Here is a 6606-nt window from a genome sequence, read left to right as displayed (position 1 = left end):
TGCTCACGTGTTACTCACCCGTTCGCCGCTCGTGTACTCCCGAAGGAGCCTTACCGCTCGACTTGCATGTGTTAAGCACGCCGCCAGCGTTCGTCCTGAGCCAGGATCAAACTCTCCGTTGAAACAGCTAAAGCGCTGTCAAACTTCAGTTCGACTCTGACAAACTATTTGCTGACAAATAAATTGTCGGAATTGATTCCATCGAGATCGGCGAGCCGAAGCTCACCGACGGGTCTCGACGGGGTATTACTAATTAATCTCGTCGACTTTTGGCACACTGTTGAGTTCTCAAGGATCAGACGCTCACCTCAGCCTCGACCTTTCGGTCTCCGCCTTGGGGCAACTCGTCTAACTTACACGGCTCGTTTTCACCGGTCAAACCGGGTCGGTCACCATGTTCAGCTTCGTTGTCCGCGGTCCGTCTCCGGGCGCCTGAGGCGCCGTGCCGTCGACCGTTTCGGTTGAGCTGGTTGGAAGCTCCGAGTGACCGGCCTTTCGGCCTTTCGCTCCGCCGTGCTGTCCAACAAGAAGAACATTACGGGGGCCTTTCCCGCTTCGTCAAATCGGGTCCGTATGGTCCACGTCACACGGTTTCGAGCCCCTGAAATGACGGGGTTCAGGACACCGACACGCCCGAGATCGACCGCTTTCCTTTGCGCAGGACCGCCCACTTGCCGTGCAGGAGGAGCTCAGTGGATAGCTCGAGATCGGGATCGGAGACGCGTTCGTTGTTGACGTACGCTCCCCCGTCGGCGACGGCACGGCGTGCCGCGGACTTGCTGTCGGCGAGTCCAGCGGCCACGAAGGCGTCCACGACGTTGGGTCGATCGGCCGCGGCGAGGTCGACAGCGCCGGCCTCGCGGAGGGCGGCCGCGAGCGTCGACTCCGAAAGCTCCGCGAGCTCTCCCCTGCCGAACAACGCACGGGACGCGAGCTCTGCTGCGGCGGTCTCCTCCTGGCCGTGCACGATCGTCGTCACCTCGGCGGCCAGTCGCCTCTGCGCGGCTCGCAGGCCGGGCTTCTCGATGTGCTCGGCCTCGATGACGCTGATCTCGTCGAGATCGAGGAACGTGAACTGCCGGAGGTACTCGATGACCTTGGAGTCCTCGGCCTGGATCCACGACTGGTAGAAGGCGTAGGGACTCGTGAGTCCCGGGTCGAGCCACACCGTGCCGGACTCGGTCTTGCCGAACTTGGTGCCGTCGGCCTTGGTGATGAGCGGCGTCGCGAGCGCGTGGACCTTGTGGCCGTCAGCGCGACGGACCAGCTCGACGCCAGCGGTGATGTTGCCCCACTGGTCGCTGCCGCCCGTCTGGAGGACGCAGCCGTAGCGGCGATGGAGCTCGAGGTAGTCGAGCGACTGCAACAGGACGTAGCTGAACTCGGTGTAGCTGATGCCCGACTCGAGCCGGCTGCTGACGACGTCGCGGGCCAGCATCCGGTTGACCGGGAAGTGCTTGCCGATGTCGCGGAGGTAGTCGATCGTGCTGAGGCCGGCGGTCCAGTCGAGGTTGTTGACGATCGTCGCACCGTTGGCGCCGCCGAACTCGACGAAGCGGGAGACCTGCTCGCGGATGTTGTCGACCCACTCGCCGACGGTCTCCTTGGGGTTCATGACCCGCTCGCCGGCCTCCTTCGGATCACCGATGAGCCCGGTGGACCCGCCGACCAGCATCAGGGGCCTGTGCCCCGCGAGCTGGAGCCGGCGCGCCGTCAGTATCTGGAGAAGGTTGCCGATGTGCAGGCTCGGCGCCGTCGGGTCGAAGCCCACGTAGTAGGTGATCGGCCCCGCTGACAGCTCCGCGCGCAGGGCGTCGCGGTCCGTCGCGTGCGCGATGAGTCCTCGCGCGTCGAGGTCGTCGAGTACGTGGGTCACTGGCCAGTCCTTCGGGGTCGGGGATGCACCGCGACTTTAGCGCGGCACTCCCCCGTCGCCGTTAGGGCTTGACCGCGACGACGGGGACCGCCGAGTCGAGCAGGATCTGCTGCGCGACGCTGCCCATCAGGATCTTGCCGACCGGGCTGCGCGGGCGTACGCCGATCACGACGAGGGACGCGCCGGCTTGCTCCGCCTCGAACAGCACGGTGCTGGCGACGTTCTCGCCCTCGACCTGGCGCAGCTCGTACGGCACGTTGTCCTTGGCCAGCGCCTCGGTGATGTCCTGCACGTGGCGGCCCTTGGCGTGACCCGTGTCGAGACGTGGCTCGACCCGGTGGACGTTGATGATGAGGAGGGACTCGCCCTTGGTGCGCGCCTCGGCGGCGGCCCAGTCAAGGGCGGCGCGCCCGAAGTCGTCGGGACGGTAGGCGACGGCAATTGTCATGACATAAGGGTAGCGGCGAAAGCCTGCTGGTGGCGAGCGGAATATGTCCGACAAGTGATGACGTTGCACACGTCGTGAGCGAGACAGTCAAGGTAGACATCTGGTCAGACATCGCGTGCCCGTGGTGCTTCGTCGGCAAGCGCCGGTTCGAGACCGCAGCCGCCGAGTTCGCCGAGGGCGGTGGCTCCCTCGAGGTCGAGTACCACTCCTTCGAGCTGGCGCCGGACACTCCGGTCGACTTCGAGGGCACCGAGGTGGACTTCCTGGTGGGCCACAAGCGGATGCCGGCGGCGCAGGTCGAGTCGATGCTGGCGCAGATGACGCAGCTCGCGAGCACCGAGGGCCTGTCGTACGACTTCGACGCTCTCCAGCACACCAACACGATCAAGGCACACGAGCTGCTGCACTACGCGAAGGCGCAGGGGCGGCAGCTCGACATGAAGGAGCGGCTGCTCTCGGCGTACTTCGAGCAGGGCCGGCACGTCGGTCGGATCGACGACCTGGCCGACCTCGCCGAGGAGATCGGGCTCGACCGGGCCGAGGTCGTCGAGGCGCTGAAGTCCGAGCAGTTCCTCCCCGCCGTGCAGGCCGACAAGGACCAGGCGATCGCGTACGGGATCTCGGGCGTGCCGTTCTTCGTCATCGACGGGAAGCTCGGCGTCTCCGGTGCGCAGGATCCTTCGGTGTTCGTCGAGGTGCTGCAGAAGGCGGCTTCGGGCGAATGAACGAGCCGCTCGAGATCATCGGCGCAGACGCCGCCCTCGTGTGCGAGGACGGCGTCTGCGTGATTCCCGAGTCCGACGACTAGCTGAGGCCTTCGGCGCCGTCCGGCTTGACCGCGAGCACGGGGCACGTGGCGTCGAGGATGATCCGCTGGGCGACGCTGCCGAGCAGCAGCTTGCCGACCGGCGACCGTGGACGTACGCCGACCACGATCAGGCTCGCGGACGACTCGGCACTGACCTGCAGAACCGCCTCGGCGACGTCCGCGACGACGTCCTGGCGGACCTCCGTCTCGACGTCCAGGCGGCTGAGCTCGGCGCGCAGTGCGTCGATCTCCTTCTCGGGAGCCAGCCGCTTGTCGACGTAGGCGTCGCCCTTGGTGTCGTTGACGACGATGAGCTTTTCCTCCCGCCGCGACGCCTCGGTGGCTCCGTACGAAAGAGCCGCCTTGCCGTACACATCAGGGCTGTATGCCACGACCACGCTCATGCCGCCACCTTCTCCTGGTTGTTGTTGCGTGCAAAGGTCCGGATGCCGTTGCCGATGATGAACACCAGCGCGGCGCCGATGATGACGTACACGATGACGGCGACCGGCTCGCTCCAGAGCGTGCTGATGTCTCCGGACGAGATCGCGAGTGCCTGTGTGAGCTGGTACTCCATCCTGGGGCCGAGGATGACCCCGATGATGAGCGGCAGGACCGGGAGGCCGAACCGCCGCATCGCCAGGCCCAGCAGGCCGAGGATCAGCAGGATCAGCAGGTCGAACCACTGGAAGTTGACGCTGTAGGCGCCGAGCGAGGCGAAGAACAGGATGCCCGCGTAGAGGTACGGCCGCGGGATCTGCAGGAGCTTCGCCCAGAGCGGAGCCAGCGGCAGGTTGAGGACCAGCAGCAACGCGTTGCCGATGAACAGGCTGGCAAGCAGCGTCCACACCAGGATCGGCTGGGTGTCGAACAGCTGCGGACCGGTCTCGATGCCGTAGCTCTGGAACGCGAGCAGCATGACGGCAGCGGTCGCTGTCGTCGGCAGGCCGATCGCGAGCAGGGGCACCAGGGTGCCGGCGGCCGAGGCGTTGTTGGCCGCCTCGGGTCCGGCGACGCCCTCGATCGCGCCGTGGCCGAACTCCTCGGGCTTCTTCGACAGCTTGCGCTCGGTGATGTACGACAGGAAGGTCGGCAGCTCCGCGCCGCCGGCCGGCAGTGCGCCGAACGGGAAGCCGAACGCCGTGCCACGCAGCCACGGCTTCCAGGAGCGGCCCCAGTCGCTCTTGCTCATCCACGGCTGGCCGACCGGGATGATGTCGAGCGGTCGACGACGCAGGTGCGAGGCGACCCACAGTGCTTCACCGATCGCGAAGATCGCCACGGCCACGACGACGATGTCGATGCCGTCGGCCAGCAGCGGGCTGCCGAAGGTCAGTCGCGGCTGGCCCGTCTCGGTGCCGACCAGACCGATCGCCAGTCCGAAGAACAGGGCGATGAACCCGCGGAGGCGGGAGTTGCCCAGGACCGCGGTGACGGCGAAGAGTGCCAGCGCCATCAGGGCGAAGTTGGACGGGTTGCCCAGCTTGACGACCTGCTTGGCGACGGACGGGGCGAACAGCACCAGCAGGATCGTGCCGATCGTGCCGGCGACGAACGAGCCGATCGCCGCGGTCGCGAGGGCCTGGGCCGCTCGCCCCGCCTTGGCCATCTTGTTGCCCTCGATCGCCGTGACGACCGAGGACGACTCCCCCGGCGTGTTGAGCAGGATCGAGGTCGTCGAGCCGCCGTACATGCCGCCGTAGTAGATGCCGGCGAACATGATCAGGGCGCTCGCGGGCTCGACGCTGTAGGTGATCGGCAGCAGCAGCGCCAGGGTCATGGCCGGGCCGATGCCGGGCAGGACGCCGACGGCGGTGCCGAGCAGCACGCCGATGCAGGCGTACAGCAGGTTGGTCGGCGTCAGGGCGCTTTCGAAGCCCTGCATCAGGAGGTCAAAGGATCCCATCAGAGGACTCCGTCCAGGATGCCGGCCGGGATCGCGAGCCCGAGGCCGGAGTAGAAGCCGTACCAGGTGCCGACCGAGAGGACGGCACCGATCGCGAGTGATCGGACGATGGAACGCGCGCCCAGCACGTGAGCCGTGCCGGCGAACAGCAGCGCGCCGGTGATGGCCCAGCCGAGCCAGTTGATCAGCGCGAGGTTGAGCACGAAGACCGCGACGAGCTTGCCGACCGTGACCCAGTCACTGCCCTTGGTCAGGTCGACGTCCTCACCCTCCTCGGACTCGGCGACGTCGCCGCGCGCCGTGGCGAACGCCAGCAGCACGGCGAGGAGGACCAGCGTGGCCCCCACGACGTACGGGACGGCATAGGGCTGGACCGTCTGGTCGGCGAATCCCTTGCGCATGGTCGTGGCGTCGTAGATGACGTAGGCGCCGGCGATGCCGATGCCGGCCGCGAGGCCGTACTGCGCCCGGTCGACCACGCGGTTCTCGCGCGGTCCGGTGGTTTGCTGTGTGATGGTCATGCGAGTCCCAGCTCCTCGAGGGTCGTGGCGACCCGTTGGTCCTGTTCCTTCAAGAAGGTGCCGAACTCGTCGCCGGTGATGAAGGCGTCGATCCAGCCGTTGCGCTTGAGCTCTGCCTGCCAGCCCTCGGTCTTGTGCATGTCCGCGAAGAGCTTGATCAGGTAGTCCCGCGTCTCGTCAGAGATGCCGGGCGGCGCAAGAATGCCGCGCCAGTTGGTGAAGGACATGTCGACGCCCGATTCCTTGAGGGTCGGCGCGTCGATGTTGTCGAGGCGCTCCTCCCCCGAGACGGCCAGGACGCGGAGTGAGCCGTCCTTGATCTGCCCCTCGAACTCGCTCGGCCCCGAGGTGCCGACGTCGATCTTCTCGCCGAGCAGCGCAGTCGTCAGCGGGCCACCGCCGTCGTACGCGATGTACTTGACCTCCTTGGGCTCGATGCCGATCGCCTTGGCGAGCTGCATCGGGAAGAGATGGTCCGGACCGCCGGGTGACGATCCGCCGCCGATCGTGACGCTCTTGGGATCTGCCTTCCAGGCGGCGACCAGGTCGTCGATGGTCTGGAACTTCGAGTCCTTCGGCACGATGAGGGCCTCCTGGTCCTCGATCAGCCGGGCGATCGGCGTGGCCTTGGAGACCCGCGCGTCGGACTCGTTGGTGTAGACCGCCCCGACGACACCGAGGCCCATCGCCATCACGACGTCGTTGGCGCCCTTGGCGTTGAGCAGTCGCTGCATCGCCACGGTGCCGCTGGCTCCGAGCACGTTCGTGATCTCGAACCGGCCCGCCAGGTCGGCGTCCTCGAGAACGTGCGCGGCGGCGCGCCCGGTGAGGTCGTAGCCGCCTCCGGGGCTGTTGGGGATCCACAGCTGCAGTCGGCGGTGGGCTTCGTCATCTGAGTCGCGGGTGACCCCGCAGCTCGCCAGAACCATCGCAGTGATGACTGCGAGGATGACTGCTGCGACCCTTGCGTGGGCGCGTCTTCTCGTCATACAACCTCCTGTGGTCGACCCCGAGCATGGCCCCCACGTGTGGCGTGAGTCACTATTG

At 66.8% G+C, this 6606-nt stretch carries 7 protein-coding genes and 1 rRNA gene; 1 reads left to right on the top strand and 7 read right to left on the bottom strand.

Annotated elements, in window-relative coordinates:
* From V6M46_RS18070 to V6M46_RS18060, 3 genes are all read right to left on the bottom strand, one after another.
* Positions 1 to 122 (bottom strand): 16S ribosomal RNA (locus tag V6M46_RS18070); the annotation flags it as partial.
* Between the two features lie 494 nt (positions 123 to 616).
* Positions 617 to 1876, bottom strand: a complete 1260-nt coding sequence (gene tyrS, locus V6M46_RS18065) for a tyrosine--tRNA ligase (protein ID WP_332667645.1) — start codon at positions 1874 to 1876, stop codon at positions 617 to 619.
* 61 nt (positions 1877 to 1937) lie between these two features.
* The gene (locus V6M46_RS18060) at positions 1938 to 2324 is read right to left on the bottom strand and encodes a universal stress protein (RefSeq protein WP_332667644.1); all 387 of its coding nucleotides are present in this window, start codon (positions 2322 to 2324) and stop codon (positions 1938 to 1940) included.
* Between the two features lie 74 nt (positions 2325 to 2398).
* Between V6M46_RS18060 and V6M46_RS18055 the strand changes: the two genes are divergently transcribed.
* A complete protein-coding gene (locus tag V6M46_RS18055; RefSeq protein WP_332667642.1) occupies positions 2399 to 3049 on the top strand; it encodes a DsbA family oxidoreductase in 651 nt (216 codons plus the stop codon).
* A gap of 79 nt (positions 3050 to 3128) precedes the next feature.
* Here the strand turns inward: V6M46_RS18055 and V6M46_RS18050 are convergent, their stop codons facing one another.
* The 4 genes from V6M46_RS18050 to V6M46_RS18035 are packed head-to-tail and all read right to left on the bottom strand — an operon-like array spanning position 3129 to position 6548.
* The gene (locus V6M46_RS18050) at positions 3129 to 3536 is read right to left on the bottom strand and encodes a universal stress protein (protein WP_332667640.1); all 408 of its coding nucleotides are present in this window, start codon (positions 3534 to 3536) and stop codon (positions 3129 to 3131) included.
* Positions 3533 to 5038 carry a tripartite tricarboxylate transporter permease gene (locus tag V6M46_RS18045; protein ID WP_332667639.1) on the bottom strand — a complete coding sequence of 502 codons (1506 nt, stop codon included), beginning with the start codon at positions 5036 to 5038 and terminating at the stop codon, positions 3533 to 3535. The genes V6M46_RS18050 and V6M46_RS18045 overlap by 4 nt, the downstream gene beginning before the upstream one ends.
* Positions 5038 to 5559 carry a tripartite tricarboxylate transporter TctB family protein gene (locus V6M46_RS18040; RefSeq protein ID WP_332667636.1) on the bottom strand — a complete coding sequence of 174 codons (522 nt, stop codon included), beginning with the start codon at positions 5557 to 5559 and terminating at the stop codon, positions 5038 to 5040. The genes V6M46_RS18045 and V6M46_RS18040 overlap by 1 nt, the downstream gene beginning before the upstream one ends.
* Positions 5556 to 6548, bottom strand: a complete 993-nt coding sequence (locus tag V6M46_RS18035) for a Bug family tripartite tricarboxylate transporter substrate binding protein (protein WP_332667634.1) — start codon at positions 6546 to 6548, stop codon at positions 5556 to 5558. Before V6M46_RS18035 ends, V6M46_RS18040 begins: the two co-directional genes overlap by 4 nt.
* Positions 6549 to 6606: the final 58 nt, after the last annotated feature.

The sequence above is a fragment of the Aeromicrobium sp. genome (genome assembly GCF_036676885.1).
Lineage (GTDB): Bacteria > Actinomycetota > Actinomycetes > Propionibacteriales > Nocardioidaceae > Aeromicrobium.
The sequence above is the reverse complement of the archived record's forward strand: the minus strand, read 5'-3'. Positions and strand labels throughout refer to the sequence as shown.